A 26707-nucleotide genomic window follows, 5' to 3' on the forward strand; every position below is an offset into this window, starting at 1 on the left:
CAGCAGAGAAACGAGATTATGAAGTCTCTTTTTCGTTTCGTCAACATCTTTTTTTACGTCGCCGCTTAAAAAGCTTGTTGATCCTGCGAACCCGCTCGTTTCGTCGCGGGCTTCGCGCTGCAGTGTCAGTGACATCGAATTGCGAAGGAGGCGAATTCTAGTCACACGCATGACTTATTGCAAGCGGATTTTTGGTATGTCATGCGTGGCGCGCCATCACGCGTTCGACGATACGTAGATAGTGATCGAGATCGGGCGTCGGCTTTCCCGCCACCTTGGCGAGATCGTCCCAGCGGCGCAGGCGCACCGCATCGTCGGCGTAAGGGCGCGCGGCGAACTCGCGTGCCGCCGCCACATCGAAAATGCCGCCTTGCAGCTGCAGGCTGCGCACCGAGTCCGGCGAGAGGCAACGGAAATACGCGTCGTCCGTCGCGCACAGATAGCGCTTCGCATCGACGTGCAGCTTGATCGGCTCCAGCACCGCATCCGGCAGCACCGGGCGCAGGAAGGGCAGCGCATAGTATTGATGCAGGTCGTCGATGCCGCGTTCGGTCGGCGTTTCGCCCTGATGATTCAGCAGATGCCCGAGGTCGTGCAGAAAGGCCGCCGCCACAAGTTCCTCGTTCGCGCCCGCCTCCTCGGCCAGCGCACCGCTCTGCAGCGCGTGCTCGAGCTGCGTCACCGGCTCGCCGCTATACGTCTGCTCGCCGTGCGATTCGAACAGGCTGCGGATATCGTCCAGACTCAGTGCCATGCTTCTCCACCTCTTTTCACGCCAACCTCGATCTCGACGATGACGACACCGGCGCCGCCATCGCCTTCCATACACACATAACAACTAGTCCTGCGCGCGCATCAACGCGGCTGCTTCCTCGGCGTCGCGCGACGCAAGCGCATTGAGGATCGCCCGATGCCGCGCATACGAGCGCTCGCGCGCCGCGTCCGTCAACGCATCGCGTGGCGACAGCCGCCATTCGCGCACCGCGCGCCGATACGCCTCGTGCAATTTCGCGTTGCCCGCCGCGGCCACCAGTGCATCGCGAAACGCCTCGCGCGCTTGCGCATAGAGTGCGTCGTCGGTGCGGGCCAGCGTGTCGCGCATGCGATCGAGCCGCGCGCGCAGATCGGCGACCTGAGCCGCGTCGATACGCGCCGCCAGCGCGCGGCACGCCGCTTCCTCGAGCACCGTACACAGCGCCGCGAGTTCGCCCGCCTCCGCGCCCGAGACGCGGCGCACGAACACGCCGCGATGTTTCTCATTGCGCACGAGGCCGGCCTGTTCAAGCGCGCGAAACGCCTCGCGCACCGGTCCGCGCGACACCTGCAGGCGCGCCGCCCAATCGGCCTCGACGAGCTTCGCGCCCGGTTCGAGCTGCCCCGCCGCAATACAGCGCTCGATCTCGTCGCGCACGAGATCGGTCAGCGAGTGCTGGCGCAGCAGCGCGAGCGGCGTCGTCACCGCGGATCGGGACGACGATCGCGTCTGAGCGCCGCCGCCCCACTCCGCCTGCGCCTCATCGCGTCTGTCTTTCGACACGCTCGCCTCGTCCTCGTCACCCACTTCGCGTCGTTCCCTTGCATCGCGTCCGCTGTGCCTGTCGGGCGCGTCGAGCCACAGCGCATCCATCGCATCCCTCGCGTCAAGCCGCGCGGCGGCGCGGCACGCGCGCCGCGATCAGCAGCAGCGCCGCCAGCGACACGATCAGCAAGATCAGCGACAACGCCGACGCCGGCAGGTAATACCCGCGCTCGACCGCACCAACCACGACGATCGGCACCGTCTGGAATCCCGGCGGATACACCGTGAGCGTCGCGCCCAGTTCGCCGAGCGAGAGCGCAAAACCCAGCGCGAGACTCGCGCGGATCGCCGGCACGAGCTGCGGCAGCACCACGCGGCGCAGCACCATCGCCGGCGGCGCGCCTAGACTCGCGGCCGCTTCGCGCAGCACCGTCAGCTCGGGACGCAGCGCCGCCGACGCGCAGCGATAACAGAACGGCAACACCAGCGCGAGCTGCACGAACACCACGATGGCCGCCGAACTCGACAGATCCACGGGCGCCTTGTGATAAGCAATCAGCACCGCAAGACCGAGCACCACGCTCGGCACGCCGTTAGGCACCATCGCGAGCGTATCGACAACGGCCCCAAACCCCTTGCGATCGCGCCCTTCGAGCGCCAGTGCGAGCCACAAGCCGAGCGCCGTGCCGAGCACGGCCACGCCGAAGCCCACTTCGAGACTCGTGACGAGCGCATCGAAATCGGTCGAACCGAGCCGCTCGAACCAGCGCGTGCTGTAGCCGTCGGGCAGGATCGTGCCCGACCAGTGCGACGCCACGCTCGACAGCGCGACGACGATCACCGGCAACACGAACAGCCAGAAGCACAGCAGCGCGGCGAACGCGACCAGCAGGCCCCCCGCGAGGCGCGACACGAGACTGCGTTCGACAGGCCGCGCGCGTCGATGCTTCGGCGGCAGCGCGACACTCGCGCCTTCGCTAACCGGATTAGTTGACATTGCGCGCGCCTCCATGACTGCGTCGATTCACGCGCCGGTACAGCGCATACAGTGACAGCGACATCGCGAGCATCACGACCGCGCCCGCGGCGGCGGTCGGCAAGTCGAGATCGACGGTTGCCGAGCTATAGATCGCGACGGGCAGCGTGACGAGATGCGCGCTGCCGAGCACGAGCAGAATGCCGAACTCGTTGAACGTCAGCAGAAAACACAGGATCGTGCCGGCGGCGATGCCCGGCCACGCGAGCGGCAGGATCACGCGCGCGGCGACCATGCGGTTGTTCGCGCCGAGACTGCGCGCGGCTTCGATCAGCCGCATGTCGAGCAGCGAGAACGCGGCGAGCGTCGGACGCACCACGAAGGGCGCATAGAACACGACTTCCGCGAGCACCACGCCGCCAATGCCGAACAGAAAGTCGAGCGGCGGCGACTGCAGATGGAACAGGCGCTGCAAGCCGATGCTCACCGAGCCCTGCGAGCCGTACAGAAAGATCAGCGTGAACGCGACGAGAAACGACGGGAACGCCACGAACAGTTCGAGAAAACGCGTGACGAGCTGCGCGCCCGGAAACGGCTTGAAGAACAACATCGCCGCGATCGCCACGCCGAGCAGCGAGGCGAGGCCTGCGCTCAGGAACAGGATCCACAGCGTCGTGCCGATCACGCCGCGCGAATCGGGATTGCCGAAGAAGCTCGCGTAAGCGCCGAAGCCCAGACCGTGCGCGCCCGTGAGGCTCAGCAGCACGAGACGCACGAGCGGATAGACCACCAGCGGCCCGAGCACGAACACCAGCAGAAACGCGATGTGCCACTGCGCGCGGCGCTCGCGGCGGCGCACGGCGGCCGTGTGCGCCTGAGCACCCGGCAGGTCGAACGGCGCGGCGGCGGCCGCACTCGAATCAGGGGTTGATAAGGACGACATCGTCAGCCTCGTAACGCAGGGAGACGCGCATGCCTTTTTCCGGCGTGATGCCGTGGCCGCGCTGCAGGGTGACGAGCACCGGTTCGTTCGGCATCGCGTCGAGCAGCACCGGCACGGACAGCACCGAGCCATACCATTCGACCGATTCGATCGTGCCGTGCAACTGCCCTTCGCCGAGCGGCACGATGCGCAGGCTTTCGGGACGCAGGCAGGCGAGCTTGTCGCGCACGTCGTGACGCGCGTCGCCGACCGGGAACGCCACGCCCGGCGGCAGCAGGTTCGCCGCGCCCAGATAACGCGCGACGTAGGCGTCGTTCGGCGTGTCGTAGAGTTCCTGCGGCGTGCCGAGCTGCGCGATGCGGCCGTCGCGCATCAGCAGCGTGCGGTCGGAGAGCACCAGCGCGTCGTCCTGATCGTGCGTCACACAGACGATCGTCAGGTCGGGCAGACGCTCGTGCAGCGCCTTGAGTTCGCTGCGCACCGACGCGCGCAGATTGGCGTCGAGCGCCGAAAGCGGTTCGTCGAGCAGCAGCACGTCCGGCTCGATCACGAGCGCGCGCGCCAGCGCCACGCGCTGCTGCATGCCGCCCGAGAGTTGCGCGGGCATCACGTGGCCCTGATCGCCGAGTTGCACGAGCTTGAGCGCGTCGGCCACGCGGCGCGCGATCTCGCGCGACGGCACGCGGCGCGCCTTCAGCCCGAACGCGACGTTCTCGAACACCGACAGATGCGGGAACAGCGCATAGCTCTGGAACAGCAGCCCGAGATTGCGCTGATGCGGCGGCACATGCGTCAGATCGCGGCCGGCGACGGTCAGCGTGCCCGCCAGCCCGTCGGCTTCGATAAAACCCGCGATGAAGCGCAGCAAGGTGGTCTTGCCGCAGCCGCTGCGGCCCAGCACGGTCAGCAGTTCGCCGCGCCGGATCGTGAGCGAAAGGTCGTTCAGCACCGTGCGCGCGCCGAACCGCACGCTCAGACGATCGATCTGCACGCCGGCCGCGCCGTGCGCGCCCGCCGTATCGCTTAGACCGGACACATCCGGCATCGCGCGGGCCATCTCGGCCGACGCCAGGGTTGCGGTATTCACCGGTTCATCTCCACGTATGACTCGATGCAGGCGCGCGCGGCCACGCGAGGCGGCCGCGCGCAACGGGCCTGCTTACTTCGGCTTGACGACTTCGATCTGCTTGCCCGACGAGCCGATCACATCGTTCTTCCAGCGCGTGGTCCAGTCGGCCTTCTTCGCCATGACCTGGTTCCAGTCGACCGGAATCAGCTTGACGCCCTCGATCGCCTGCTTGACGGCCGCGCCGTTCTTGCCCGACAGCGCCACGTCCGTGCGGCCCGGAATGCCGAAGATGTCCGGCACCTTCGCTTGCACGTCCGTCGACATCAGATAGTCGATCAGCTTCTTGCCTTCCGCCTGGTTCGGACCGTTCTTGATCAGGCCGATCGCGTACGGCAGCTGGAACGTGGTCGGATGGCCGTTCGCGTCGGCGGCGAGGAAGATCGGCTTGAGCGAGAGACCGCCGTTGGCCGCGTCGTCGAGATCCATCTGCAGGTCGCCGTTGGCCACCGAGATTTCGTTGCGCGAGAGCAGCACGTCGAGGTAGCCGGTGCCCTTGGTGTGGAACTTGGCGCTCTGTTCGAGCTTCTTCAGATAGTCGAACGCCTTGTCTTCGCCCATCAGCGAGGTCGTGAGGATGATCACGGCCATGCCGTCGCCGGCCGTGGCCGGATTCGAGTACGCAACCTTGCCCGAGTAGTCCGGATGCAGCAGGTCGGCGAAGGTCTTCGGCTGGTTCTTGACGACGTCGGGGTTGATCGCGAACGAGAAGTAGTTGTTCACGAACGTCGCCCACGAACCGTCCGTCGCCTTGGCGATGGCCGGCACGTTCTTGTAGTTCACGCTCTGGTACGGCTGCAGCAGGCCGCTTTGCTGCGCCTGCTGGATGAACGGCGGCAGCGTGACGATCACGTCGGCCTTGGGCGAATCCTTTTCGACGTTGGCGCGGTTCACGACTTCGCCGCTGCCCGCCGTCACGATGTTGACCTTCACGCCTTCCTGCTTCTCGAAAGCGGGCAGCACGTCGCGGTAGAGATTTTCCAGGCCGTCGGCCGTGTACAGCACGACTGCGCCGGCAGCATGGGCGCTCATCGCGGCGCCCTGGAGCAACGTCGCGGCGACCAGCATCGGCAGCGCCTTGCGTGCAAAACCGGCGCGAGGGGAATTCCTGTGGTTCATGTCACTCTCCGAAGGCAAAAACCAGTGGCTCGGGGATACCCGATGCGTATGTGTCGTTGATCGTGTCGTCGACCGGATGATCGTTCGTGCAATCAATCCGCTCGAGCGTCGGCGGACTGCGCCGCCTGCCCTGCCCGACCGGTGCGCCGCGCGGATTGCAGATTGTCTGCAATCCGTCGTCGCCGCTCCAGTGCGTCGGGCCGAACAGCACGCCGGGAGGTCGTCCCTGTCGCGCGCCGGCCCCGTCTGAACGGGCCCGGCAAGAATCACAGGTTTTCGTGACAGGGCCATGACGATTGTGGCGTTTGTCAAAAAATTCCACAATTCGCCAAAAATCCCCATATCGGCGGATGTGCGGAATCCCCACGCGAGTGCGTGAATCTCACCATCGAAGGGCGGAAAAGGCGATGTGGCGCGCACCGCGCGGCGTCAGACGGGGCGCAGCGGCAAGGCGGAAAAACGGGCGGCGAGGAAAGCGCCGGGACAGGAAAACGCGGCGGCGTTCAGGCGATGACGAGTTCGGGTCCGCGCGCTTCGATCGCGCGCGCGACGGTCTTGTCCGGCGCGAGTTCGGTGATGACGTAGCGCGCGCGTTCGAAGCCGTTGATGCGCACGGGCGTCATGCGGCCGAACTTCGAGTGGTCCGCGACCACGATCGCACAGGCCGCCGCCAGCAGCATGCGGCTGCGCACCTCGGAGACCATGCGCGAGTAATCGGTGAGCCAGCCGTCGGCCGTGATGCCGCCCGCGCCGACGAAGGCGTAATCGGCGTGATATTGCGAGAGCTGCTGCACGGTATCGAGGCCGAAGGTGGCTTCTTCGTGATCGGACAGTTCGCCGCCGAGCAGCGTCACGCGGTTTTCGTTGCGGCGACCCAGCAGCAGCGCGATGCGCCAGTCGTTGGTGTAGACCGTGAGGCGATGGCGATCCGTGAGCGCGCGTGCGAGCGCATGCGTCGTACTGCCCGAATCGATGATGACGGACGCGCCGTCGGGCACGAACTCTGCTGCGCGCTCGCCGATCGCGCGTTTGGCGCTGGCATTGGCGGCCTCGCGCACATCGAGATCCGGCTCGCTGCGATCGCTCGACAACGCGCCGCCGTGTGTGGTGACGAGCAGTCCGCGGCCCGCGAGCGTGTTGAGATCGCGGCGGATGGTTTCACGCGACACGCGCAGCTCGCGCACGAGATCCGCCACCGAGAGCGCCCCGTTCCGGTTCACTTGCGTAAGGATGTATTGGTGACGTTGTTCTGCGAGCATCTGGGTGGGACGCGCGGCGCGCGTGGAAATCTGAAAAGGCCGCCGTATTGTATTACGGGGCCGTGCGGCGACGGGCCGGGCCGCACCGGCGCGATCCGTCACGCATGGCGCCTCGCTCGCCTCGCCCATGTCGTCGCACCTGGCAAAACCGGCACTGCCATCGCGCGGCCATCCCTGCTAATCTCGTGTGGCCGTCCGGACGCCGGACGGTCCCTGTTTCGTCGATAGCCGATTTCATGCTTGCACGACTTCGTCAACTGCGTCTCCTGTTTTGCGCGCTGCGCTACGGCATCAGACTGATCTGGCTCGCGGCGCCCGAGCATCACAAGTTGCACTGGATCCTCTCGCTTGCCGCGCGCATGCGCGAGGACGAGCGCCTCGCCGCGCGTCTGTCCGGCGTGCTGCCGAAGCTCGCGCCGATCGCGGGCGCCTTCGCGCAGACGCTCAGCGCGCGTCCCGAACTCGCCACCATCACGTTGCACGACGCGATCGACGCCATCGAGCATTTCGAGGATCCGCTGACCGGCGCCGAACTCGACGCGGCCCTGCAACGCGCCTTCGGCAAGCCGGTGCAGACGCAGCTCGCCTGGATCGATCCCACGCCATGCCACAACGGCTGGTGCGAGCAGACGCACGTCGCGCGTCTCGCGCAGCCGATCAACGGCCATCAGCTGGTGACGGTGCGCCTGCTGCGCACGCAGCAAACCGTGCAGGTCGACGACGACGCCGCGCTGCTGTGCGGCGTCGCGCGCTGGCTCGAACGGCTCTCGAGCGGCGCGCGACGGCTGCAACTGCGCGCACTCGCGCAAACGCTGCGCGAGGATCTGCAACGCCGCTTCGATCTGCGCGCCCAGGCCGCGAACCTGAGCCAGAGCGGCCACCATCTCGCCGACGACACCCGCGTGCTCGTCCCCGACGTGATCTGGGACCTGTGCACCGCGCAGACGCTCGTGGTCCAGCATATCGACACGGTGCGCGCAACCGATGTGATCGGTCTCGCCGAGCATCGCATCAACGCGGCGAGCGTGGCCGCGCATCTGATCGAAGTGGTCACGCAACAGGCGTTCGAGCACGGCTTCTTTCATGCGGCGCTCGATGCGCGCCGCGTCGCCGTGAGCGTCGAGCCCGAGACGCGCGGACGCCTGATCTTCGCCAGCGCCGCGCTGATGACGAGCCTGTCGTCGCCCGAACGCGAGTTCTTCGTGCATGGCGCGACAGCGCTGTTCGAACAGGACTACGCGCGGCTCGCGGAACTGCATCACCACGCGGGCCACGTGCCGGCGCACGCGCGCACCGAGCGTATCGAAGCCGAACTGCGCACACGCAGCGAAGCGCATTTCGCCGACGATTCGAGCGAGCGCAGCGCGGGCGCGCTGTTTCATCATCTGCTGCATGCGGTGCAGCCGTTTGGCGGCGAGGTGTCGCCGCGTCTTGCCGCCGCACAGCGCGCCTTCGGCGAGGCCGAGACGCTTGCGCGCACGATGCATCCGGATATCGATGCGTGGAGCATCGCCAAAACGACGCTCGGCGATATCGCGAGGCGCGATCTCGGCCATCACGGCTGGATCAAGCGGCTTTCGCAGGAACTGCCGCATCTCGCGCAGATCGCGCCGCGCGTGCCGCAGCTTGTTTATCACTTCATGAACCGGCACGCGAACGTCGCGCATGGACAGCCCGGTGCGCACGCAGGGACATCAGCGGGGATTCTGGAGTCGCTGCGCCGTGAACATCGGCGCACGCGCGCGCTGTTGATTGCGTGTGCCGTGAGCGGCGTGTTCATCGGCGTGGCTGCGACGCTGGTTTCTTTCTAGTTTCTTGCGGATTGCCGGAAGCGCGTCCGGACGCACACGCTGACGCGTTCCCACGCGCTGCTTCGTGTTCACTCTCGTTCACTCTGATCGCGCATTCAAACGTCGCTTGCCGCGGAATCAGCGCCCCGCGCTAACGGCTCTGCCCCGCCGCGCCGTGCAGACCCTTGGCTGTTAGTTGCGATTCAAACCCACTCGCCACGCGTCGCGCGAAAACCACCAATGCAGTCCTGAACAAGACCGCCGCTGCCGCACCGCGCGATACTCCGGGCCTTTCGAACCCCGACGCGCCGCCCGCGGCGCTCCCCGCTCCCTTCACCGATGCTCGCTTCGCTCGCTCCCGCCCTCTTCGTCGCCTTGTGGTCGACGGGTTTCGTCGTCGCCCGCGCCATTGCGCCCTACGCCGATCCCAACCTGTTCCTGCTCGCGCGCTTCGCGGGCACGGCCGCGCTGTTCGCCTGCATCGCGCTGGCGATGCGCGCGCCCTGGCCGCGCGGACGCGAAATCGGCAAGCATCTGTTCGCGGGCGCGCTGCTGCAGGGCGTGTATCTGGGCGCGGGTTACTGGGCCGTCGCGCAAGGGCTGAGCGCGGGCGTGATGGCGCTGCTCGGCGCGCTGCAGCCGCTGCTGACCGCCACGCTCGCCGCGCCGCTGTTCGGCGAGCGGATCTCGACGCGGCGCTGGCAAGGCATGTCGCTCGGTCTCGCGGGCGTCGTGCTCGTGCTGATGCCGAAGCTCAGCGCGGCCTTCCAGCACGCCAGCGTGAGCGCCAATGCCAACGCCGATCTGTCCGGCGCGCACGCGAATCCGCTGCTGGTGGTGGTCGTCGCCGTGCTCGCGGTCGGTGCGATCACGGCGGGCACGCTCTATCAGAAGACGTCGCTCGCCCAGGCCGATATCCGCAGCGCGAGCGCCGTGCAGAACGCGGGCGCGGCGATCGTCGCGGCGCTGCTGGCGCTCGCGCTCGGCGAGCATCGCTGGATCGGCTCGGCGACCTTGTGGATATCGCTCGCGTGGGGGATCGCGATGCTGTCCGGCGCGGGCGTGACGCTGCTGGTCTGGATGGTGCGGCACGGCGAGGCCGCGCGCGCCACGGCGCTGCTCTATCTCGCGCCGCCGCTCGCCGCGCTGGAAAGCTGGCTGCTGTTCCGCGAAACGCTCGCGCCGATCCAGATCGCGGGCTTCGGCGTGGCGCTCGCGGGCGTGCTGATCGCGCGACGCGGCTGACGTCGTCGTGTGACGTCAGCGCTGGCCGACAACACCACGCGCGGCCCGCAAGACGCAGCGCCGCGCGTGTCCCCAGGCGAACGCCTCAGCGCCTCAATCCGCCGTATCGCCGCCCTTCGGCACCTGCGCGTGCGCCTTGCTGCCCGGCGCGGGCGCCCAGGCAGGCCGCTTCTTGCGCGCCGAATCGATCACGACGATAAAGCGCCCCGCCCACGGCGTGATCTGACGGTCCGAGTGCAGCACCCAGAGCGACTTGCCCGACTCGACGAGCGCCTGATATTCGGCGTCGATGATGCCGTGATGGTCGATAAAGCGATTCAGCGTCGACGGAATCCGCACGCAGCCCTTCGAATGGCGGATGCCGAGCAGCGGCTCGAGGCGGTCGGGATCGGTCGCGTGCATCTGGAAGCGCATCGGCGACACGCCGCCCTTGCCCCAGCCGCGCTCGCCATCGACCCAGCCCAGATCGTAGATGCGCATGTCGCGCGCGCCGTAGCCGCGAATGCCGTTCTGGTTCATCGTGCCTTCCGCGCGGAAGTCCATGTTCGACGGCGTGTGATTGAACACACCAAGCGGCGTGAGGAAGTGATCGAACTCGCCCGGACGGCCGGTCGCGACCGGCGACGCGCCGATCATCTGCCAGGGATCGTCGGGCATGGCGCGGAAATAAACGAACAATGCCTGCACGTTCGCATTGCGATCAACGAGGATGACGTATTCGCCCGCCAGCGCGCCGAGGTCCTTTTCGTCGAGGGCGTCCTGCAGGCGCTGGCCATAAGCGCGCTGGTCGGCAAGCGGCACGCGCAGGCGGCGCTTCACCTCGCGCGCAAAGTCGTCGCGCAAGGCGAGCGCGCGGCGGGTTTCATCGGCGGCCTGCTCCGGCGTGAGCTTCGGATGCTCGGGCAAGACAAGCGGCGCGGGACCGGCGGCCTCGGGCGCGGACGCGTTCGCAGTCGCGCTGGCCGCCGCGTTCGCCGCCGAAGCCGCGCTGGCCGCACTTGCGGCGCTCGCTGCGGCGACATGCGCACCCGACGCCGCATGCACGGCGCTCGCAGCCATCAAGGCACTCGCGGCAGGCGCCATGGAAGCCGCCGCCGTGGGCGCAGTGGAATGCGGTGCGGAAGCGGGTGCGGCCTGAACCGCGCCCGACGTTACGCGCGGCCCCGAGGCCACGGCGGGACCGGCCGCCCAGGCGCTCGCCACCGTCCAACCCGCCCAACCCGCGCAAACGGCCAGGCGCCATGCACGACGCGCCGACACGCAGCGCGACAGTATGAATTTCATCGAGAACCCGGCTCTTTATGCGTTTTGACTGAAGTAGATGCAACTGGCATGGCACCGCAATTCCGGTGCCGCAGCCGCTTCGCCCGTCATTAAACCAGACAAAGGGCACGAGCCGCCGCAGGTGCGACATACTGTTCAGCGCTTGAGCCGCGACACAAACAAAAACGTCGCCATACGGCGACGTTTGTGCGGAAATACAGGAAGAAGACCGACTATAGCGCAGCGAAGAACGCCAACGCGCGAGATCGGTTCATTGCCACGTCAAGGCGCGGCCTGGCGGCGGTGCTCGTCGTCGGCTTCGCTCTCAAAGGGCGCAGCGCTCACGCGCAACGCAACACCAGCGAGCCGGCGGCTTTGCAACTCGCGCGCGACGGTTTCGCCGACATACGGCACTTCGGAGTCGAGTTCGAGATCGGCGTGCGCGTTGGGCGTACCCGCGTCGTACACCGTCACGCTCTTGGCGTAATGCCCGAGTTCGCGCTCGAAAAAATCGCGCACATCCTGTTCGCTACAGGTCTCGGGCACATTCCAGACGGTCAGGTGCATGATGGTTTACAAGGGGCGGCGCGGACGATCCGTGCGCACGCGCACGGGTTGCAGGCTCGGACGAGCCTTCGCGCGAGTCCAAACCGCCTGACCAAGCAGGGCCGCAACAGCAAGCAGCAACAGGCTGGACGCAAACATTTTGCTCTCTCCTTTTATTGATCACAGTCAGGATAGTCCCATTCGGCGACGTGTGCGCTGCGTCATATTGTCAATCGGCGCACCGTCGATCCGTCAGACCATATTCGCAATGGGCGTGCCCGTGTACGGCCTCGAGTCATCCGGCGCGGCCGCATGAGATGACCGCCGCACCGCGCCCCACCGCACCGCGCAAATCGCCGGGGATATCGGGAAAGCAGGGTCAAGGCGCGTCGTCGCGGCTCGCGGACGTCGTGTCGCCGTCCGCGCCGCATTGCATGCGCGTGAGTTGATCGTACTGATGGGACCAGTTGCCCGCGATGGCCGCCTGCGCCTCGGAGAGCGTGATGCGCCCCGCGCAGACGCAGCGCTTGAGGCGCACGGTCAGCAAGGACTTGCGGCGCTCGCCCGCGTGGCCGCCCCAGGGCAGCAAATCGAAATTGGCGGACGCGTCCGGCGAACCGCCCAGCAGGATCGGCACGCGCCGGTCGAGTGCGTACGTCACGCCGTCTTCGGCGTCGATGCCGCGCGCCGTGAGCAGGCGGGCCTTGAGCGCCATCGCCTGATCGAACGGGGGCGCGACGCTGTCGGCGTAACCCGTCCGGCAGATGGTGTCCGAGACGGAATCCTGCGTCACCCGGGCGTCGAGCAGACGCGGGTCTTGCGCGCGCGCGGGCGCGCTGCCGAGCAGGCCGCCTGCCGCAGCCGCCAGCACCATGCCGTGCACTGCACGCGTCCATTTGCGCGAGCGTCGCGCGTGCGCACAACGGGCGCCGCCTGTTGCCATGCGACGCACGGCTCGAGATATGTCTGCCAATTCTGCGTTCATGGTTCAGCGCATCTACGCTGCCGTAAGATGCGCATTGGATGGTCAATGCCGGGTAATTAAAACACATTCGAATTTTCAGGTGGTGAAACCCCACCACAACCCTTTTTTACGAAAGATAGAAAACCCGCGAGGCCCAATATTTCGCCGATTCACCACGACGGCGCGCGGCGAGGCGCCGTCGAGTGATCAGGCCAAACCGGCGAGACGCGCCAAGTCTGCGAATTCAATGACGTTTTTTAGTTCGCATAACCAATCAATTGCGACGAAGCCGGACGCATTTCCGCGCGCCGTTCAAGCGGCATCGAGACTGACTTTCATGCCTGCCGGGTCATCGCGCAAGCCTGGCCGTTCGGTCGATGGCGGCGTCATACCCGATAGCGCATAATGACTCGCCGTCTGGCTTCGGCCCGGCTCAGGCGGCATCGTCGAAGCAACGCAACCGAGCCACATCAAGCAACGCCATTACGCGAAGAAACGAGGAATCCCCATGTCCATCACCCTGTATCAAGCTTCGGTGCCCGTGCTCACGCGCGGCCTCGCCAACCTGCAGACGATCATCGGCAAGGCACAGGCGCACGCGGCGGAAAGCAGATCGACCCCACGGTGCTCACCGGCGCGCGACTGTTCCCCGACATGCTGCCGCTGCTGCGCCAGATTCATATCGCCACCGACACGGCCAAGGGCTGCGCCGCCCGTCTCGCGGGCGTGGAAGCGCCGAAGTTCGACGACGTGGAAGTGACGTTCGACGAATTGCACGCACGCATCCAGAAGACCATCGACTACCTGAACACGTTCAAGCCCGAACAGATCGACGGCAGCGAAGACAAGGCCATCACGCTCAAGATGCGTTCGGGCCCGATCGAGTTCACGGGCCTGAGCTATCTGCTCACGTTCGTGCTGCCCAACTTCTTCTTCCACGTGACGACCGCGTACGACATCCTGCGTCACAACGGCGTCGAAATCGGCAAACTCGACTATCTCGGCGGCCGCTAAGGCGAGCGTCCGCAGGCAAGCGTCCGCAGGCGCTTTTCGCTCGATCAGTCGAGCGAGAGGCGCAACGCGAAACCGATCAGGGCCGAAGAAAACGCCCACTTCTGCACGGTTTGCGCGAGCGGATGCTTGCGCAGCAACACGGCGATGCGCGCCGCGCCCAGCGCATAGATCACGTCGAAGATCGCGCACACGATCACCAGCACGACGCCCAGTTCGAGCACCTGCAGCCAGACGGAACCGGCTTCCGGACGAAGGAACTGCGGCAGCAGCACCGAGCAGAACAGCAGCGCCTTCGGATTGAGCAGATTGGTCAGCAGACCCTTGAGGAAATCGGCGCGCATCGGCCGCGCGGCCGTTCCGCCCGCCTCGTCCGGCAGCGCGAACACCGGCGCGCGGAAAATCTGCACCGCGATATACGTGAGGTACAGCGCCCCCGCGTAGCGCACCGCCTCATAAAGCCACGGCGCGTTGCGCAGCAGCGCCGCGAGGCCGCAGGCGGAGAGCGTCACGTGCGTGGCGCGCGCGAGACCCAGCCCGCAGGCCGCCGCGAAGCCGCGGCGCGCGCCCCGGCTCATGCTGGTCTGCATCACGAGCGCCATGTCCGCGCCAGGCAGCGCGCAGACCACGATCAGGGCAGCAATGAACATGAGCAGCAAATGGGCGGAAATCATGATGGCCTCGCTTGAAAGAGGCTCTATGATGCCGCCAACGATGGAGTGATTTCTGGCGCAATCGTCGAGAAAATTCATATAGATGGGTGGATTACCCTAAAATTCACCCATCCATCACTGGAAGGCACCACTCGCCATGAGCGACCTCGACAAACTGGACCGCGCGATCCTGCGCGCTCTGCAAACGGACGGCAGAATGCCGAACGCGCGGCTCGCCGAAACCGTCGGTCTGAGCGAGACGCCCTGCGCGCGACGTCTCAAGCGGCTCGAACAGGACGGTTACATCGAGCGTTATCGCGCGATGCTCTCGCGTCGCGCGCTCGGCTACGGCGTGGTCGCCTACGTGTCGGTGCGCTTCGCCGTGCACGACCGCGCGCTCGCGGACCGTTTCGAGCGCGAAGTCTGCGCGATCGAGCGGATACTGTCGTGTCACAACGTCGCCGGCACGGCGGACTATATTTTGATGATCGTCGCGCGCGACCTCGACGACTACGGCACCTTCATGCGCGACGAACTGCGTTCGTTGCCGGGCGTCACCTCGGTCGAATCGGCGCTGTCGATGCGCGAAGTGAAGTCCGAGGGCAGCTTGCCCCTGCCCTGAATGCCTGACGCCCCTCTTTTACTTTTCGAACCGGAGCTATCGATGACCCCAGAACAGGCGCGAGCCGAAGAATCCGCCGCGATGGACCGCGTGCTGACCGCCACCCAGCGCGTGAAAACGGCCTTCAACGCCTTGCAAACGCAGTTTCCGCCCGAGGGCGAAGGCCGTCCGTCGCAATTCGCGTTGACGGCGTTCGACGCCGCGCTGCAAGAACTCGAAGACGCCCAGGCGGCCTTCGACGAACTGCTGAACGACCTGCTCGACGGCAATCGCTAATAGCACACAGGCATGAACGCATGACGCAAGACGCCAAGCCGGCGATGCCGGTCGTCACGGTGCTGGGCGCCGGTGTCGTCGTCCAGCGCGACGGCGCATGGCTGCTCGGACTTCGGCAAAGCCGCTGGGGCTTCGATACCTGGGGATTCCCTGGCGGCAAGGTCGAAACCGGCGAAGATCCGCTCGACGCCGCGGCGCGCGAACTGCTCGAAGAGACCGGCCTTGAACTGCGGGCGGCACGCGGCACGCAGTGGGCGAGCGGCTGGCTCGAAACGGGCCGCGTGCGCCACGTCACGCTGTTCGTCGAAGGCGAGGCCGACGGCACGCCGGTCGTCGCCGAACCGGAGAAGTGCGCGCGCTGGGCCTGGTTCACGCGCGACACGCTGCCGCCCAACCTCTTCGAACCGACGCGGCTGTACTTCGAAACGCGCTAACGTCGCGCTGCCAGGTTCAAACGCTCAAGCGCTGACGTAATCAAGCGCCCAACTGCCGCACGAAGGCCGCGATCCGCTCGCAGCCTTCGACGAGCCGCGCATCGTCGACCACGAAACCGAGCCGCACATAGCCGCTCGCGGTGTCGCCGAACGCGCTCGCATCGAGCAGCGACACCTTCTGCGCCTCGAACAACTGCCACGTGAATGCGTGCGGATCGAGGCCGGTGCCGCGCACGTCGATCATCATGAACATGCCCGCCTCCGGCAACAGACAGCGCAGGCCGGGCACGCCGCTCAAATGCGCGTACACGAGATCGCGCCTGCGCCGATAAATCGCGCGCATCTCCGCCACCACGTGCGCGCGCTCCTCCAGCGCCGTGAGCGCCGCCTGCTGGATGAAGCCCGGCAGCCCATAGAACATGCAGAGCGCGAGACGGCCGAGATGGCCGATCAGCGTTTCGGGCGCGATCACCCAACCCAGCCGCCAGCCCGGCATTGCATGCGATTTCGACAGACTGCCGAGCGTGACGGTCCGCTCCGCCATGCCGTCGAGCGTGGCGATGCTCACATGCTCGCGCTCGAACGTGAGATCGGCGTACACCTCGTCGGAAACCACCCAGAGATCGTGGCGCTGCGCGAGTTGCGCGATGCGTTCGAGATGGTCGCGCGGCATCACCGCGCCGGTCGGATTGCACGGCGTGGCGAAGAAAATCGCCCGCGTGCGCGGCGTGACGGCGGCTTCCAGCGCATCGCAATCGAGATGAAAACCGCGTTCGGGATCGACGGGAACCGGCACGAGCGTCGCGCCCGACGCGCGGATCGCCGCCTCGTAGGTCAGATACATCGGCTCGGGCACGAGCACTTCGTCAGCCGCCTCGCATAAACAGAGCGACGACGCGAACAACCCGTTCTGCGCGCCCGCGCAAAGCATCACGTTTTGCGGGCCAACCTCGCGCGCGCCCGACTCGCGCTGCATGCGCGCGATGGCTTCGCGCAAGGGCTCGCGGCCCATGATCGACGTGTAGTGCGTATCGCCCTCGCGCAGCGCCGTGACGGCGCGCTCGACGATAGGAGCCGGCGTCGCGAAGTCAGGGTCGCCGACGCTCAGAATGATCACGTCCTCGCCGCGCCCGACCGCCTGCTGCGCGGCATGATGGATTTCCCAAGCCGACGTGCGCCGGCCCTGCAACCGCTCGACCAGATTCGAAAACTTCATCGTCCGCGACTCCCTGCGACGAAGCGGCCGCGCGCCCCTGCGCGCCGCCGCCGTCTCGTATGCGTTGTGTGTTCTGCGCGCCGCTTGCCGGCGCGAGCACAACGATACCAAGGAATCGCCACGCGGAAAAAATGCGCGCGGCGTTTTCCGCTATGCCGACGACAAAATCAGTTCGCGGGCGCAATGCCGCGCGCCGCGAGATTCGCGTACAGCGCGCGCACGCCGAACGTCCACGGCGCGATTTCATCGCTGAGCTTCACCGTGTTGACGAGCGCGCCGAGTGGCGGCGTCGAAATCGTCACGATATCGCCGAGATGATGCGTGAAGCCCGAGCCCGGCGCATCGCGATCCTGGATCGGCGAGAACATCGTGCCGAGGAACAGCATGAAGCCGTCGGGATATTGATGATGCCTGCCGCAAGTCTGCTCGACGAGTTGCTGCGGATCGCGGCTGATTTCCTTCATGTGGCTCACGCCGTCGAGCACGAAACCGTCGTCGTCGCCCTCGACGCGCAGCGCCACGCTCGCCGCGCGCACCGAATCGAGCGTGAAATGCTCGTCGAACAGGCGCACGAACGGACCGATCGCACACGACGCGTTATTGTCCTTGCACTTGCCGAGCAGCAGCGCCGAACGGCCTTCGATATCGCGCAGATTCACGTCGTTGCCGAGCGTCGCGCCCACGATCTCGCCGCGCGCATTCACCGCCAGCACGATTTCCGGCTCGGGATTGTTCCAGACCGACGCGCGCAGCAAGCCAACCTCCGCGCCGAAACCCACCGCCGACATCGGCTGCGATTTGGAAAATACTTCGGCATCCGTACCAATTCCGACTTCGAGATATTGCGACCACGCGCCGCGCCGCTGCAACTCCGCCTTCAGCCGCATGGCCGCGTCCGAGCCCGGCTCGATCTGCGAAAGATCGCTGCCGATCAGGTCGGCGATGGTCGCGCGCACGTCGGCGGCTTTGGCGCGGTCGCCGCCCGCCTGTTCCTCGATCACGCGCTCGATCAGGCTCACCGCGAAGGTCACGCCGCACGCCTTGATCGCCTGCACGTCGCACGGCGCGAGCAGCCGCGCGTCGGCATTCGGCGCACCCGGCAGACTGGCCGCGAGCAGATCCGTCACCTCGCCCAGCAGTGCGCCCGGCGCGGTGCGCGCGAGTTGGACCGCATCGGCGCGATCGAACAGATCCGCCGTCGTGGCCACCGTGCGCGTGATGTCGAACACCTGGCCGTCGCGCACGACCACCACGCTCGGCCCTTCATGATCGCCGTCGCGCCGCCAGACGCGCCCGACCAGCAGCGCCTGTTCGAGATCGGCGGGCAGGAAATCCGAAACTGACAAATTGGCCATGACGAGCAACCTGTATCGAGAATGTCGTTGAGGAGCATCGATCGTAGGATCGCGCGTGATCGATGTCTAACCTGGTGTTAGTATTTCCAACCTGTTGGATGACCTTTGCCACCGCATCATGACGTCAGCTTACGAAGTGCCCGCGTTCAAGCGCATTCACGACATCCTCGACGTGCTCGCGCACGCGCCGTCGCCCGTGCGCGCGGCCGCCATCGCGGAGCAAACCGGCCTGTCGCGCAGCACGCTGTATTTGATGCTCGACTCGCTCGAACGCCGCCGCTGGATCGAAAAACGCGCCGACGGTTACATCATCGGCGTGACGCTTTTCGAACTGGGCAGCGCCTACGTGCGCCACGATCAGTTGCAGGAAGTGTTCCGGCGCGAGGCCGCGACCTTCGTGGCGACGCACAACGAAGTGGTGCAACTCGCCGTGCTCGACGGCGCGGAGGTGGTTTATATCGCGCGCGAAGATGCAGCGCGTCCCGTGCGGCTCGTGTCGGATCTCGGTTCGCGGCTGCCCGCGCATTGCTGCGCGCTCGGCAAGGCGCTGCTCGCCAGTCTTCCGGACGACGAAGTCACCCGCCTGCTGCCGAAGCAGCTCGCCGCGGTGACGAGCCACACCGTCACGCGGCGTCAGGATCTGCTGCACGCGCTCGCGGCGGTGCGCCGTTCGGGACTCGCGCAGGAGCGCGAAGAAGTCACGGCGGGACTCGCCTGCTTCGCCGCGTTCGTCGGCGTGACGGTGCTCGGCAAGCGCGTCGCGGTCAGCACGAGTCTGCCGCTCGAACGCCTCGACGCACGCCGCGAAAAGCGCATGGCGATCGCCATCGTCGAGATGGCGCATCGCATCGGCAAATCGCTCTGAGCACTGCGGTCTCGCCGCCCGCGCTGCCGCGTCAGTGCGAATGCCGCGGCTCGCCACGCTCCGCAATCACACGCAGATACAAGGTGGCGGGTTCGAGGCATCCGCCTGTCGAAAGCTGGCCGACCGTCTGCCGATACAGCTCCTGCCAGGGCGTCTGCGAAGGCGGCGCGTGGAATTCGGCGTCGGCGCGGCGGCGTTCGAGTTCCTGCGCATCGATCAGCAGCTCCACACGCCGCGCGTTCAGATCGACCTTGATGCGATCGTCCGTGCGCAGCAGCGAGAGACCGCCGCCCACCGCCGCTTCCGGCGACATGTTCAGGATCGACGGACTCGCCGATGTACCGCTCTGCCGCCCGTCGCCCATGCAAGGCAACGACGTCACGCCGCGTTTGACGAGTTCGGCGGGCGGTGCCATGTTCACGACTTCGGCGCTGCCCGGATAACCCACCGTGCCGCAACCGCGAATCACCAGCATGCAACGCTCGTCGATCTTCAGCGATGGATCGTTGATGCGCGCCCGATAATCCTCGGGTCCGTCGAACACGATCGCGCGCGCCTCGAAGACGTTTTCCGCGCCCGGCTCGCTCAGATAGGTCTGCCGGAAGGCCTCGCCGACCACCGACATCTTCATGATCGCGCTGTCGAAGAAATTGCCGGAGAGCACGATAAAGCCCGCGCCGTGTTTGAGCGGCGCTTCGCTGGTGTGGATCACGTCGCGATCGGCGGCCTGGGCGCCGTCCGCGATCTCGCCGATCGTGCGTCCCGACACCGTCCGGCACTCGCCATGCAGCAGCCCCGCGCGATCGAGTTCGCGCAGCACGGTCGGCACGCCGCCCGCGCGATGGAAACTCTCGCCCAGATATTCGCCCGCCGGCATGGTGTTCGCGAGCAGCGGCACCTGCTCGCCGAAACGCTGCCAGTCTTCGAGCGTGAGATCGATGCCCATGTGACGCGCAATCGCGATCAGATGCGGCGGGCAATTCGTCGATGCACCGAGCGCCGACGCCACGACGATCGCGTTTTCGAACGCTGCGCGCGTCATGACCGTCGACGGTCGCACGTCCTCGCGCACGAGATCGACGGCGCGCTTGCCCGTGGTGTACGCCATCTGCCCGCGCTCGCGATACGCGGCGGGAATGCTCGCGCAACCGGGCAGCGACATGCCGAGCGCTTCGGCCAGACAGTTCATCGAGAGCGCGGTGCCCATCGTGTTGCAGTGGCCGATCGACGGCGACGACGCCGTGGTGAGCGCCATGAAGCCTTCGTAGTCGATCTCGCCCGTCGCCAGCAGATTGCGCGCGTGCCAGATCACGGTGCCCGAACCCACGCGCTTGCCTTCGTACCAGCCGTCGAGCATCGGGCCGCCCGACAGCACGACGGCGGGCAGATCGACCGTGGCCGCCGCCATCAGGCACGCGGGCGTGGTCTTGTCGCAACCGGTCGTGAGCACCACGCCATCGAGCGGAAAACCATGCAGGATTTCAACGAGCCCGAGATACGCGAGATTGCGGTCGAGCGCCGCCGTCGGGCGGCGGCTCTGCTCCGCGAGCGGATGCACGGGAAACTCCATCGGAATGCCGCCCGCGTCGCGAATGCCCGCCTTCACGCGCTCGGCCAGCGCGATGTGATGGCGATTGCACGGCGCGAGATCGCTGCCCGTCTGCGCGATGCCGATGATCGGCCTGCCCGACTGCAACTCCTCGCGTGTGAGGCCGTAATTCATGAAGCGCTCGACGTAGAGCGCGGTCATGTCCGCGTGCGCAGGATCGTCGAACCACTCCTGACTGCGCAGGCGGCGCGAAGGCGACTGGGCCATGGTGTCTGTCTCCATTGAGTGCGGGCGGAGTGCGGGCGGCACGCAGCGCACGGTCGTTTTTCCGATGCCGTGTTACCGATAACATTTCAATGTTAGCACGATGCTTCGGCGCGATGCAGCCAGGGCAATTACGGCAAGCCAGGCAAGGTGCAGTCAGGCGCTTTCGCGCGGCACGACGGCGTAGTGGATGCGCGTCTTCACGGCGCGGCGCGCGCCCGCGTGCTCGCTCTCCTCGGCGGCGAGCGCGCCGAGCATCGCTTCGCCGGTGCGCTGCCCGATGCCATAAGCGTCGACGGAAACCGTGGTGATGGTCGGATGACAGCAGCTCGCGATTTCAAAGTTGCCGAAGCCGGCCACGGCGATGTCCTTCGGCACCCGCATGCCGCGCCGCTGACACTCCATGATCGCGCCGAACGCGGACATGTCGCTCACGCACATCACCGCCTGCGTGTCGGGCCAGCGTGCGAGCAGTTCGGCCATCGCCGGGCCGCCGTGACTCATCGTGATGGGCGAATCGCCGAGACGCACGGCGCGCGGCGCGCCGAGCCCGAGCGCCTTCAACTCCATCTGATAGCCCTTCAGGCGATCGAGGCCGCGCCGGTCCAGCTCGCTCGCGCCGCCCAGAAAGCCGATGCGCCGATACCCCTTGCCCGCGAGATGGCGCACCATCTCACGCGCGGCGGCGACGTTGGAAAATCCTACCGACATGTCGATCGGCTCGGCGGGCAAATCCCACATTTCGACCACCGGCACGCCCGAACGCTGTAACAGCGCGCGCGTGGCCTCGGTGTGCTGCGAACCGGTAAGCGCAATACAGCGCGGCTGATGCCGCAGCATCTGGCGCACGAGACGCTCTTCGCGATCGAATGAATAATCGGTGTCGCCGATCAGCAATTCGAGCCCGCGCGGTTCGAGCACGGCGGTCAGGCCGCTCACCGTGTCGGAGAAGTTCGAGCTCGACAGCGACGGCACCAGCACCGCCACGAACGACGAGCGTCCCGAAGACAGCGCGCCGGCCGCCGCATCGGCCACATAACCGAGTTCGTCGATGGCGCGCTGCACACGCGCGCGCGTGGATTCCGACGCGCTGCGCCCGGCCAGCACGCGGGAAACCGTCATCTTCGATACGCCCGCGAGTTGAGCGACATCGGACATGCGCGGCGGCGTGGTTTTCGAGGCGGGCGTTTTGGCCATCGTCGTGCTGAGCAAAGAGAAAACAGCGCATATGATAGCGGCAGCGGCGCGGGCGTCCTCGAGGATCGCTTCGAATGTCCGCTTTCGTCTTGCTGTTGCGTTTCCGTTTTTGCCGCTGATGCCCACGCGCCAGCGCGTCCAAACCTGGAGATACGTCATGCCCTCTTCGCCTCGCAGCATCGCGGACAAGCGCGCCGCCTTTCGCGCCCTGCACGAATCCGGCTGCTTTCTGCTGCCGAATCCGTGGAATCCGGGCAGCGCCCGCTATCTGGAAAGCGTCGGCTTCAAGGCGCTGGCCACGACGAGTTCGGGCTTCGCGTGGTCGCGCGCGCACGCCGACAATGGGCTGCCGCGCGACGCCGTGATCGCGCACCTGCGCGAGATGGTTGCGGCCACCGATCTGCCGATCAACGCGGACTTCGAAAACGGCTTCGGCAGCGACGCAGAGGAGGTCGCGCAAAGCGTCGGCCTTGCCGTCGACGCAGGCGTGGCCGGTCTCTCGATCGAAGATGCGACGGGCCACCCCGACGCGCCGCTGTTCGCGATCGACGTGGCCGTCGAACGCATTCGCGCCGCGCGCCGCGCCATCGACGAACGCGGCGGCGACACGCTGCTCGTCGGCCGGGCCGAAAACTTTCTCACGGGCGAGCGCGATCTGGCGGATACGATCGCGCGTCTCAAAGCCTATGCGCAGGCGGGCGCCGATTGCCTCTACGCGCCCGGCATCCGCACGCGCGAGGAAATCGTCGCAGTCGTGACGGCGGTCGCGCCGAAGCCCGTGAACGTGCTGATCGGCTCGGTGTCGGAATGGACGCTGCAGGATCTGGCGGAGATGGGCGTGCGCCGGGTGAGCGTGGGCGGCGCGCTGGCGCGCTCGGCGTGGGGCGGCTTCATGCGCGCCACGCAGACCTTGCTCGAAGGGCGCTTCGACGGCTTCATCGATAACGCGCCCGGCAATCAGCTCAACGATTTATTCAGCGATCCGAACTGATTTTCGACGGTATGGAAATTGCCGTGATTCGACCGAATCACGGCATCACGAAACGTTTGACGAGCGTAAGCTCGCCCGCCGCGCGCATCGGCACGCGGATCGTTTCGCTCTTTTCGTTCGGCGTATCTTCGTTGGTGATGATGGTGATCTGCGCGACCGTCATGTCGTTGCCGCTGTTGCCGCTGCCGTAGTAATTCACGTAGACGAGATACGTGCCGTGCAGCGGCGCGGCGCTCGAATAGATCTCCGGACCGTAGCCCGTCGTCACGTCGACGTCGAGCGCGCCGCCGTTCGGCGCAACGCGGTCGGCGTAAAACGTATGGACGCCGTCCGGCGACACCACGTGCAGGTCGAGGTCGGTGCCGTCGGTGTCCCACGCGAGCACGATGCGCAGACGCGCGTGCGTCTTGCCCGCATACGCGTCATAGAACTGCACGCGCTTTTTCGTGCCGTCCGCGCTGCGCAATTCCACGCTGTTACTGCCCGCGCCGAACGCGAACGGCCGCGAGAAACTGCCGTCCTCTTCGATGCGCTGCGGCATCGGCGTGCCGTTCACGACGAGCGTGCCGACCGAGGTGCCCGACTTCGCCTTGGGCGCGGCCTTGATATGCCCCGCGATCAACGCATTGACCGACTGCCCTTCCGGCGTGCTCACGCCCACCGCGGGATAGTGCACGTCCTGCGTATAACGCGCTTCGTCGCCGGCCGAATTGCGCCAGCCGTTCAGCGGCGCGCTGAAGTCGATGGTGTCGGCCTGCGCGGCGCACGCGGCGGCGCCCAGTGCGAGCGCGGCGAGCGCTTGCCAGCCGCGAGTCAAACGACGATGGAGCCGGTTCGAATTCATGGGAGTTCGCTGAGGGGTCGTGTCGATCATGGATGCCGTCGCTTCAGGTAGGTTCACAGCCGCTCGCTTTTCACGAGCACGAGGTCGCCGATCTTGCGCAGCGGCACGACGCGCGTTTCGCGGCGCTCGTTCGGCGTGTTCTCGTTGAAGACGAGCGTGAGCGTGGCAGTGATCACGTCGCGATCGTGCGCGCCGGGATCGAAGTTGTAGCCCGTCGAATCGAAATTACCCCAGTAGTTGAGGAAGAACAGCCAGGTGCCGTGCTCGGGCGCCGCCGACGAAAAGATCCCCGGCCCCGCGCCGTCGACGGAATCCACATCGAAACCGCTGCCGTCTTCCAGCGTGGGATTCGCGAAGAATGCGTGCAGTCCCTCCGGCGTAATCACATGCAGATCGACCTGCGCATGCGGATCGTCCCACGTCACGATCGCGCGCAGCTTCGCTTGCGGCTTGTTGCGATCCGCTTCGTAGAACTGCATGCGCTGGTGCTTCGTGCCATCGGCGGAAATGATTTCGATGCTGTTCGAGCCCGCGCCAAATGCCCAGGGACGCGCGAAAAAGCCTTGTTCATCGGTATAAAGCGGCGTGGGATTGCCGTTCACCACCAGCGTGGGCGGACGGCGCGCGTGCGGATCGACGTGCTTCAACTGCCCTTCGATCAGCGTGCGAAAGCGCTGCGCGCCGCGATCGACGGGCGGGCGCGGATACGCCGCCACATACTGCTCGCCTTCGTTCGTGAGGCCGCTGTGACGCCAGCCGTTGAACGCGCCGGTCAGACGCGCGAGCGTGCCGGTTTCGTCGGCGTGCGCGTGCGTGGCCGCGAGCGCCAGCGCGCCGCTCGCGACAGCGGCCATAAAGGTTCGCGCGAACGATGTCGTCGTCATTCAACTTCCCGTGAGTATCAGCTTGCGCGCGGTCTGCTCGATAAACGTCTCGTCCTGCCCGCGCGGATGATGCGCGAACGCGAGATGCAGATATTCGTGCGCAAGCGCGATGCGATCGTCGTCGGAACTCAGGCGGCGGATATAGACGCGATTGCGGCCCGCATCCGCATACGGTCGTCCCGAGACCACTTCGCAGACCGCCGGAATCTCCGGCTCCTCATAGCCGGCTTCGCTCGCGAGCCGACGGTCCCATTTCGGCGTTTCGCGGCGCAGCCAGTCGCGCGCGCCCATCACCGGTTCGCAGTCGCCCGCGAGCGGACTCGCGAACGACGTGAGCGTGGCTTCGGGCCAGGTGCGCGCGAGAATCGCGTCGAAACTCTGGCCGCGTTGCGCCGCCGCGCGCGCGTCGAGCCAGCTCATCTGACCCGGCGCGGCTTTGTCGTGATGGAACTGCACGGGCACGCCCGCGAGCACCAGGCCGTCGGTGAAATCGGCGGCGTTGCGCGACGCGACGCGCGGCGCACGCGGCAAGACGCGTTGCGTGCGGCTGCTGTCGTCGATGCGATAACAGCCGCGGTCGCGGCCCGCGTGCTGCACGAGATAGCTGCGCGCGGCCACGGCCAGCGCGCGCGCCGCTTGCGGCTCCGCCGTGTCGCCTTCGCGCTCCACCACGCGCGCCACGTAGTCGTTCATGCCGAAGCGCCCGACGATGCGCGGCTTGCCGGTGTCGTCGCGATCGAGCAGCAGTTCGCCGTGGCTTTCGATCGGCAGCGTGTTGCCGTTTTCGAAACTCACGTTGTATGCGCCGTCGAGCAGGCCCGGTTGCACGGGGCGTCCGCCCGCGCGCGTCGCGAACACGTTGCGGATCGGATACCTGGAAAACATGTCGACAACCACGCACGCGCGATCGTCCGGCACCGCGCTTTGCGCGATCAGCGGCGCGATGCGCGGCGCGGCGGCCGCCAGAACGCGCACGCTGCCACCGCGTCCGCCGAGCCAGACCGGCGTGCCGTCCGCGAGCCAACCCGCCGCGCCGCCCTCGTAGCCGCCCGGATTCGCCGGATCGGGCATCGTCCAGGTTTTTGCGCGCAGAAGACTGCCGTAGAGCGAGACCGTGCCTTCGCCGCGTCCGCTCGTCACGACCGAGACGAGCGTGCTCGCCGTGTCGTCGCGCGCCCGCGCGGGCACGGCCTGGAGCGCGGCGAGCAGTTCGCTCACGCGCACGCGGCGTTCGGGCCGCAGCGCGTAGAGATCGAGCAGCCATGCGGGCGCCTTGCGCGCGCGCCAATATTGGCGCCAGCCCGCCGGATCGAGTTCGAGACGACGCGGCTCGAAGAACAGGCCGCACGATTGCACGAGCGCGCGATCGCGGTCGATGTGGCCGCCGGTCATGCAGCAGTAGACTTCTTCGCGGTCGTGGCCGTCGCACTGGTAATCGGGCGCGGCGATCCGGCGGTCGACGAGATAGGCGTAGACGAACAGTTTCCAGACGCTGCCGAGCGGCGTTTCGAGCGTGGCCGGCAGCGGCTCGCCAGAGCCTTGCGCGACGGTGTCGCTGGCGGGATCGAGCGTCCACAGGCGCGCGCCTGCGCCGTCGCGCTGCCATGCGAAACGCAGCGCCGATCCGCTCGTGCTCGCCGTCGTGCTCGACTTCGCATCGCTTGCCTTGCTATCGGCGTTCGATGCGTTCGATGCGTTCGCAACGTTCTCTGCCAGCGCCGCTTGCGGCGCACAGGCCGCAAGCGTGAGCGCGAGTGCCGCGCTCCAGCCGACGAAACGCGCTTTCACCTGACGCC

At 66.8% G+C, this 26707-nt stretch carries 26 protein-coding genes and 1 pseudogene; 8 read left to right on the plus strand and 19 right to left on the minus strand.

What is annotated here, in order from left to right; translation table 11 throughout:
* Positions 1 to 199: 199 nt before the first annotated feature.
* From SB764_RS36445 to SB764_RS36480, 8 genes are all read right to left on the minus strand, one after another.
* Entirely contained in the window at positions 200 to 754 is a 555-nt protein-coding gene (locus tag SB764_RS36445) for a phosphonate degradation HD-domain oxygenase (protein WP_065057761.1), read from the minus strand.
* Positions 755 to 838: 84 nt separating this feature from the next.
* Positions 839 to 1459 (minus strand): GntR family transcriptional regulator, encoded by a 621-nt coding sequence (locus SB764_RS36450; RefSeq protein WP_237181453.1) that lies wholly within the window; start codon positions 1457 to 1459, stop codon positions 839 to 841.
* Positions 1460 to 1640: 181 nt separating this feature from the next.
* Positions 1641 to 2516, minus strand: a complete 876-nt coding sequence (phnV, locus tag SB764_RS36455; RefSeq protein ID WP_176082059.1) for a 2-aminoethylphosphonate ABC transport system, membrane component PhnV — start codon at positions 2514 to 2516, stop codon at positions 1641 to 1643.
* Complete coding sequence (locus tag SB764_RS36460; RefSeq protein WP_065057759.1) at positions 2506 to 3438, minus strand: 2-aminoethylphosphonate ABC transporter permease subunit; 933 nt, start codon at positions 3436 to 3438, stop codon at positions 2506 to 2508. Before SB764_RS36460 ends, phnV begins: the two co-directional genes overlap by 11 nt.
* A complete protein-coding gene (gene phnT / locus SB764_RS36465) occupies positions 3416 to 4495 on the minus strand; it encodes a 2-aminoethylphosphonate ABC transport system ATP-binding subunit PhnT (RefSeq protein ID WP_110329961.1) in 1080 nt (359 codons plus the stop codon). Before phnT ends, SB764_RS36460 begins: the two co-directional genes overlap by 23 nt.
* Before the next feature lie 102 nt (positions 4496 to 4597).
* Positions 4598 to 5683, minus strand: coding sequence for a 2-aminoethylphosphonate ABC transporter substrate-binding protein (gene phnS / locus SB764_RS36470; RefSeq protein WP_080180314.1), 1086 nt, complete (start codon positions 5681 to 5683; stop codon positions 4598 to 4600).
* Between the two features lies 1 nt (position 5684).
* Positions 5685 to 5894: a hypothetical protein gene (locus SB764_RS36475; RefSeq protein ID WP_146230141.1), complete on the minus strand. Its 210-nt coding sequence runs from the start codon at positions 5892 to 5894 to the stop codon at positions 5685 to 5687.
* 292 nt (positions 5895 to 6186) lie between these two features.
* Complete coding sequence (locus SB764_RS36480; RefSeq protein WP_065057756.1) at positions 6187 to 6942, minus strand: DeoR/GlpR family DNA-binding transcription regulator; 756 nt, start codon at positions 6940 to 6942, stop codon at positions 6187 to 6189.
* Between the two features lie 236 nt (positions 6943 to 7178).
* On the opposite strand from SB764_RS36480, the gene SB764_RS36485 reads away from it, so the two are divergent.
* Positions 7179 to 8753 carry an ABC1 kinase family protein gene (locus SB764_RS36485; RefSeq protein ID WP_065057755.1) on the plus strand — a complete coding sequence of 525 codons (1575 nt, stop codon included), beginning with the start codon at positions 7179 to 7181 and terminating at the stop codon, positions 8751 to 8753.
* 318 nt (positions 8754 to 9071) lie between these two features.
* A complete protein-coding gene (locus SB764_RS36490; protein WP_065057754.1) occupies positions 9072 to 9977 on the plus strand; it encodes a DMT family transporter in 906 nt (301 codons plus the stop codon).
* 93 nt (positions 9978 to 10070) lie between these two features.
* Here SB764_RS36490 and SB764_RS36495 read toward each other — a convergent pair whose 3' ends face one another.
* The 3 genes from SB764_RS36495 to SB764_RS36505 all read right to left on the minus strand — a co-directional run bounded on the left by SB764_RS36495 (position 10071) and on the right by SB764_RS36505 (position 12660).
* On the minus strand, positions 10071 to 11261 hold the full coding sequence (locus SB764_RS36495) for a L,D-transpeptidase (RefSeq protein ID WP_234775094.1): 1191 nt from the start codon (positions 11259 to 11261) through the stop codon (positions 10071 to 10073).
* Between the two features lie 261 nt (positions 11262 to 11522).
* Positions 11523 to 11807, minus strand: a complete 285-nt coding sequence (locus SB764_RS36500; RefSeq protein WP_065057753.1) for a hypothetical protein — start codon at positions 11805 to 11807, stop codon at positions 11523 to 11525.
* Between the two features lie 358 nt (positions 11808 to 12165).
* Positions 12166 to 12660, minus strand: coding sequence for a hypothetical protein (locus SB764_RS36505; RefSeq protein ID WP_205996273.1), 495 nt, complete (start codon positions 12658 to 12660; stop codon positions 12166 to 12168).
* Between the two features lie 598 nt (positions 12661 to 13258).
* Between SB764_RS36505 and SB764_RS36510 the strand changes: the two are divergent.
* Positions 13259 to 13764 (plus strand): annotated as a pseudogene (locus SB764_RS36510) (DUF1993 family protein).
* Positions 13765 to 13808: 44 nt separating this feature from the next.
* Here SB764_RS36510 and SB764_RS36515 read toward each other — a convergent pair.
* Complete coding sequence (locus SB764_RS36515; protein ID WP_065057751.1) at positions 13809 to 14435, minus strand: LysE family translocator; 627 nt, start codon at positions 14433 to 14435, stop codon at positions 13809 to 13811.
* A gap of 136 nt (positions 14436 to 14571) precedes the next feature.
* Between SB764_RS36515 and SB764_RS36520 the strand changes: the two genes are divergently transcribed.
* The 3 genes from SB764_RS36520 to SB764_RS36530 are packed head-to-tail and all read left to right on the plus strand — an operon-like array spanning position 14572 to position 15746.
* Complete coding sequence (locus tag SB764_RS36520; protein ID WP_080180309.1) at positions 14572 to 15036, plus strand: Lrp/AsnC family transcriptional regulator; 465 nt, start codon at positions 14572 to 14574, stop codon at positions 15034 to 15036.
* Between the two features lie 42 nt (positions 15037 to 15078).
* Positions 15079 to 15312, plus strand: coding sequence for a hypothetical protein (locus SB764_RS36525; RefSeq protein ID WP_065057749.1), 234 nt, complete (start codon positions 15079 to 15081; stop codon positions 15310 to 15312).
* A gap of 20 nt (positions 15313 to 15332) precedes the next feature.
* Positions 15333 to 15746 (plus strand): NUDIX domain-containing protein, encoded by a 414-nt coding sequence (locus tag SB764_RS36530; RefSeq protein WP_231957407.1) that lies wholly within the window; start codon positions 15333 to 15335, stop codon positions 15744 to 15746.
* Between the two features lie 40 nt (positions 15747 to 15786).
* On the opposite strand, the gene SB764_RS36535 is transcribed toward SB764_RS36530, so the two are convergent.
* Complete coding sequence (locus SB764_RS36535) at positions 15787 to 16962, minus strand: pyridoxal phosphate-dependent aminotransferase (RefSeq protein ID WP_410866263.1); 1176 nt, start codon at positions 16960 to 16962, stop codon at positions 15787 to 15789.
* A 167-nt stretch (positions 16963 to 17129) separates the two neighbouring features.
* A complete protein-coding gene (locus SB764_RS36540) occupies positions 17130 to 18317 on the minus strand; it encodes a fumarylacetoacetate hydrolase family protein (RefSeq protein WP_183038863.1) in 1188 nt (395 codons plus the stop codon).
* Between the two features lie 118 nt (positions 18318 to 18435).
* Between SB764_RS36540 and SB764_RS36545 the strand changes: the two genes are divergently transcribed.
* Complete coding sequence (locus SB764_RS36545; protein ID WP_065057746.1) at positions 18436 to 19182, plus strand: IclR family transcriptional regulator; 747 nt, start codon at positions 18436 to 18438, stop codon at positions 19180 to 19182.
* Between the two features lie 31 nt (positions 19183 to 19213).
* Here the strand turns inward: SB764_RS36545 and SB764_RS36550 are convergent, their stop codons facing one another.
* Entirely contained in the window at positions 19214 to 20998 is a 1785-nt protein-coding gene (locus tag SB764_RS36550; protein ID WP_410866264.1) for an IlvD/Edd family dehydratase, read from the minus strand.
* Positions 20999 to 21151: 153 nt separating this feature from the next.
* A complete protein-coding gene (locus tag SB764_RS36555; protein ID WP_065057764.1) occupies positions 21152 to 22153 on the minus strand; it encodes a LacI family DNA-binding transcriptional regulator in 1002 nt (333 codons plus the stop codon).
* A 196-nt stretch (positions 22154 to 22349) separates the two neighbouring features.
* On the opposite strand from SB764_RS36555, the gene SB764_RS36560 reads away from it, so the two are divergent.
* Positions 22350 to 23183: an oxaloacetate decarboxylase gene (locus tag SB764_RS36560; RefSeq protein WP_110329959.1), complete on the plus strand. Its 834-nt coding sequence runs from the start codon at positions 22350 to 22352 to the stop codon at positions 23181 to 23183.
* A gap of 37 nt (positions 23184 to 23220) precedes the next feature.
* Here SB764_RS36560 and SB764_RS36565 read toward each other — a convergent pair whose 3' ends face one another.
* The 3 genes from SB764_RS36565 to SB764_RS36575 are packed head-to-tail and all read right to left on the minus strand — an operon-like array spanning position 23221 to position 26699.
* On the minus strand, positions 23221 to 24027 hold the full coding sequence (locus SB764_RS36565) for a YfaP family protein (protein WP_410866265.1): 807 nt from the start codon (positions 24025 to 24027) through the stop codon (positions 23221 to 23223).
* 53 nt (positions 24028 to 24080) lie between these two features.
* Positions 24081 to 24911 (minus strand): YfaP family protein, encoded by an 831-nt coding sequence (locus SB764_RS36570; protein WP_373681726.1) that lies wholly within the window; start codon positions 24909 to 24911, stop codon positions 24081 to 24083.
* A complete protein-coding gene (locus SB764_RS36575; RefSeq protein ID WP_410866266.1) occupies positions 24912 to 26699 on the minus strand; it encodes a DUF2300 domain-containing protein in 1788 nt (595 codons plus the stop codon).
* Positions 26700 to 26707 lie beyond the last annotated feature (8 nt).

The sequence above is a fragment of the Paraburkholderia sp. SIMBA_027 genome (genome assembly GCF_046535315.1).
Classification (GTDB): domain Bacteria; phylum Pseudomonadota; class Gammaproteobacteria; order Burkholderiales; family Burkholderiaceae; genus Paraburkholderia; species Paraburkholderia tropica.

What these genes read in the sequence shown, in the direction of transcription:
- SB764_RS36485 (WP_065057755.1), top strand. Translation starts at nt 7,179, where the DNA reads ATGCTTGCACGACTTCGTCAACTGCGTCTCCTGTTTTGCGCGCTGCGC.
- SB764_RS36480 (WP_065057756.1), bottom strand. Translation starts at nt 6,942, where the DNA reads ATGCTCGCAGAACAACGTCACCAATACATCCTTACGCAAGTGAACCGG.
- phnT (WP_110329961.1), bottom strand. Translation starts at nt 4,495, where the DNA reads ATGGCCCGCGCGATGCCGGATGTGTCCGGTCTAAGCGATACGGCGGGC.
- SB764_RS36495 (WP_234775094.1), bottom strand. Translation starts at nt 11,261, where the DNA reads ATGAAATTCATACTGTCGCGCTGCGTGTCGGCGCGTCGTGCATGGCGC.
- phnV (WP_176082059.1), bottom strand. Translation starts at nt 2,516, where the DNA reads ATGTCAACTAATCCGGTTAGCGAAGGCGCGAGTGTCGCGCTGCCGCCG.
- SB764_RS36530 (WP_231957407.1), top strand. Translation starts at nt 15,333, where the DNA reads ATGACGCAAGACGCCAAGCCGGCGATGCCGGTCGTCACGGTGCTGGGC.
- SB764_RS36520 (WP_080180309.1), top strand. Translation starts at nt 14,572, where the DNA reads ATGAGCGACCTCGACAAACTGGACCGCGCGATCCTGCGCGCTCTGCAA.
- SB764_RS36570 (WP_373681726.1), bottom strand. Translation starts at nt 24,911, where the DNA reads ATGACGACGACATCGTTCGCGCGAACCTTTATGGCCGCTGTCGCGAGC.
- SB764_RS36500 (WP_065057753.1), bottom strand. Translation starts at nt 11,807, where the DNA reads ATGCACCTGACCGTCTGGAATGTGCCCGAGACCTGTAGCGAACAGGAT.
- SB764_RS36565 (WP_410866265.1), bottom strand. Translation starts at nt 24,027, where the DNA reads ATGAATTCGAACCGGCTCCATCGTCGTTTGACTCGCGGCTGGCAAGCG.
- SB764_RS36540 (WP_183038863.1), bottom strand. Translation starts at nt 18,317, where the DNA reads ATGGCCAATTTGTCAGTTTCGGATTTCCTGCCCGCCGATCTCGAACAG.
- SB764_RS36560 (WP_110329959.1), top strand. Translation starts at nt 22,350, where the DNA reads ATGCCCTCTTCGCCTCGCAGCATCGCGGACAAGCGCGCCGCCTTTCGC.
- SB764_RS36490 (WP_065057754.1), top strand. Translation starts at nt 9,072, where the DNA reads ATGCTCGCTTCGCTCGCTCCCGCCCTCTTCGTCGCCTTGTGGTCGACG.
- SB764_RS36525 (WP_065057749.1), top strand. Translation starts at nt 15,079, where the DNA reads ATGACCCCAGAACAGGCGCGAGCCGAAGAATCCGCCGCGATGGACCGC.
- SB764_RS36545 (WP_065057746.1), top strand. Translation starts at nt 18,436, where the DNA reads ATGACGTCAGCTTACGAAGTGCCCGCGTTCAAGCGCATTCACGACATC.
- SB764_RS36505 (WP_205996273.1), bottom strand. Translation starts at nt 12,660, where the DNA reads ATGGTGCTGGCGGCTGCGGCAGGCGGCCTGCTCGGCAGCGCGCCCGCG.
- SB764_RS36555 (WP_065057764.1), bottom strand. Translation starts at nt 22,153, where the DNA reads ATGTCCGATGTCGCTCAACTCGCGGGCGTATCGAAGATGACGGTTTCC.
- SB764_RS36445 (WP_065057761.1), bottom strand. Translation starts at nt 754, where the DNA reads ATGGCACTGAGTCTGGACGATATCCGCAGCCTGTTCGAATCGCACGGC.
- SB764_RS36535 (WP_410866263.1), bottom strand. Translation starts at nt 16,962, where the DNA reads ATGAAGTTTTCGAATCTGGTCGAGCGGTTGCAGGGCCGGCGCACGTCG.
- phnS (WP_080180314.1), bottom strand. Translation starts at nt 5,683, where the DNA reads ATGAACCACAGGAATTCCCCTCGCGCCGGTTTTGCACGCAAGGCGCTG.
- SB764_RS36515 (WP_065057751.1), bottom strand. Translation starts at nt 14,435, where the DNA reads ATGATTTCCGCCCATTTGCTGCTCATGTTCATTGCTGCCCTGATCGTG.
- SB764_RS36550 (WP_410866264.1), bottom strand. Translation starts at nt 20,998, where the DNA reads ATGGCCCAGTCGCCTTCGCGCCGCCTGCGCAGTCAGGAGTGGTTCGAC.
- SB764_RS36460 (WP_065057759.1), bottom strand. Translation starts at nt 3,438, where the DNA reads ATGTCGTCCTTATCAACCCCTGATTCGAGTGCGGCCGCCGCCGCGCCG.